Annotated in this window: 3 protein-coding genes; all 3 read right to left on the bottom strand. The window is 56.5% G+C overall.

Annotated elements, in window-relative coordinates; genetic code table 11:
- The coding region (gene bioB, locus KKA81_17000) for a biotin synthase BioB (protein MBU2652626.1) at positions 1-686 on the bottom strand (686 nt) is incomplete at its 3' end.
- A gap of 73 nt (positions 687-759) precedes the next feature.
- The gene (bioD, locus tag KKA81_16995; GenBank protein MBU2652625.1) at positions 760-1392 is read right to left on the bottom strand and encodes a dethiobiotin synthase; all 633 of its coding nucleotides are present in this window, start codon (positions 1390-1392) and stop codon (positions 760-762) included.
- Positions 1389-2000 (bottom strand): aminotransferase class I/II-fold pyridoxal phosphate-dependent enzyme (locus KKA81_16990; GenBank protein MBU2652624.1); only part of this gene is annotated, 612 nt, incomplete at its 5' end. The genes KKA81_16990 and bioD, both read right to left, overlap by 4 nt.

The following is a 2000-nucleotide window of genomic DNA, read 5'->3' as shown; positions in this document are numbered from 1 at the left end:
TCAACGTCAAGCTCCCTTAGGGTAAGAGCCATTTCAAGAACCTGCCTGTCCGTCTCGCCAAGCCCGAAAATTCCGCCCGCACAGATTGCAAGACCCGCCGCCTTGGCCAGTCTCAATGTTTCCACGCGCTCCGAAAAGCTGTGTGTGGTGCAGATTTTGTCAAAATGGCTTTCCGCGGTCTCAAGGTTGTGATGATACCGGCTCATGCCGGAAGCCTTTAGAATGGCGAAGTCTTGGGCATCCAGAATTCCAAGGCTGGCGCAGAGCCCCGGCTTGCCGGTTTTCATTTCCGAAAAGGTGTCGGCAACCTTTTTGACCTCGCTTTTGGGAAGCCTCCTGCCGCTTGTCACCACCGAGTAACGGTTTATGCCGGCTTTTTGCGCGTAGGATGCCCCATTTTTGATGGAACCTTTGTCCATGAGGCCGTAGCGGGAAATGTCGGAGGACGCGTGCGCCGACTGGGAGCAGAAGGCGCAGTCCTCGGAGCAGTTTCCGCTCTTGGCGTTTACAATGGTGCAAAGGTGTGCGCTTTTGCCGAAATATCGCTCCCTTATGATGTCGGCCCCGGCCGCAAGGCGCAGGGCCCCGCTTTCGGGCGTATCGGCCAGTTCCGTCAGATCTGCGGTATCAGGCGTTTTTCCGTCCGCGATAAGGTGTGCGAGCTCGAAAATTTTTTTGGAGTCCATCGGATGATCCTTGAATGTAATAGGGCAGGGGGTTTAAAAGCCTGCCTAAAAACGCGAAACTGCTTTGTTGCGCTTAAGAAACGTCAAATTCTTCCGTAAAAAGCCGTTTGAGAGAGGAAAAATCCGCGTCTTTAACAGGCGGAATCTGGGCAAGCACCCGCGCCTTGCCGTAATGCTCTATGGCTTTCTTATTTTCCGGGTTGACCGGCCCGTTCATAACCACACCTAAAATTTCTATTCCCCTGCGCCTTAATTCAAAAATGGACAAAAGGCAGTGATTGATGGTGCCAAGGCCGCTCCGGGCCACGAGAAGGGCCGGAAGATCAAGCTTTACGATCAGGTCCGCCACAAGCTCTTGGGCGTTAAGCGGAACCAGGATTCCGCCTGCTCCCTCCACGATGAGATGCCCGTTTTCGGGAACCGGGGGCAGGGTGAAATCTTCCAGGCATATGGATGCGTTTTCCATGGATGCCGCAAGATGGGGCGAGAGCGGGGCTTTCAGCTTTACGGCTTCCGGATAAAAGCGTTCAGGCGCAAGAGTTGTGGCGGCCCTTATCCAGCCGGTGTCGGTTCCCTCGCAGGTTCCGCTCTGGACCGGCTTCCAGTAGCGGGCGTTTAGAAGGCCGCACATAAGGACTGCGGAAACGAAGGTCTTGCCCACTCCGGTGTCCGTGCCTGTTACGAAAAGGGCAGGCGGGAATTTCATGGCCGCTTCCAGGATGCGAAAACCGACACGAGATTTTCAACCATTTGGCGGGTGTGGAGGGCGCAAAGGGAAAGCCTTATACGGCTTTTGCCCTTTTCCACCGTGGGCGGGCGAATGGCCACGGCCAGGATGCCGTTTTCGGAAAGATGGGTTGAAAGGCTTAAGGTTTCCGCCTCGTCGCCGATTATCACCGGCACTATCTGGCTTTGGGAAGGCCCGGTGGAAAAGCCCAGGCTGCTTAGCGACTCCCTCAAAAATCGGGCGTTTTCCGCGAGATTTTTCCGCTCCTCTTCCATTCGGGGGACGATGTCCAGGGCCGCGTCAACTGCGCCGATCACCGAAGGCGGAAGGGCGGTTGAATAGATGAAGCCGCCGCAGCGGTTCACCAGATAATGGTACATCCTCTCCGAGCAGGCCGCGTAAGCTCCGAAGGAGCCAAGGGCCTTGCCGAAGGTGCCCATCACGAGGTCCACCGAAAGCCCGTGGCAAAGGCCCGCGCCATTTTCGCCGAAAACGCCGGTGGCGTGGGCCTCGTCCACCATCAAAAGCGCGTCGTGCCTAAGGGCCAGCTCGGAAATGGCCTTTATGTCGCTTTTGTCGCCGTCCAT

The sequence above is a fragment of the Bacteroidota bacterium genome (genome assembly GCA_018831055.1).
In the GTDB taxonomy this organism is placed as follows: domain Bacteria; phylum Bacteroidota; class Bacteroidia; order Bacteroidales; family B18-G4; genus M55B132.
The sequence above is the reverse complement of the archived record's forward strand: the minus strand, read 5'-3'. Positions and strand labels throughout refer to the sequence as shown.

Excerpts from the sequence above, each read along its gene's own strand:
- bioD (MBU2652625.1), bottom strand. The coding sequence starts at position 1,392 with ATGAAATTCCCGCCTGCCCTTTTCGTAACAGGCACGGACACCGGAGTG.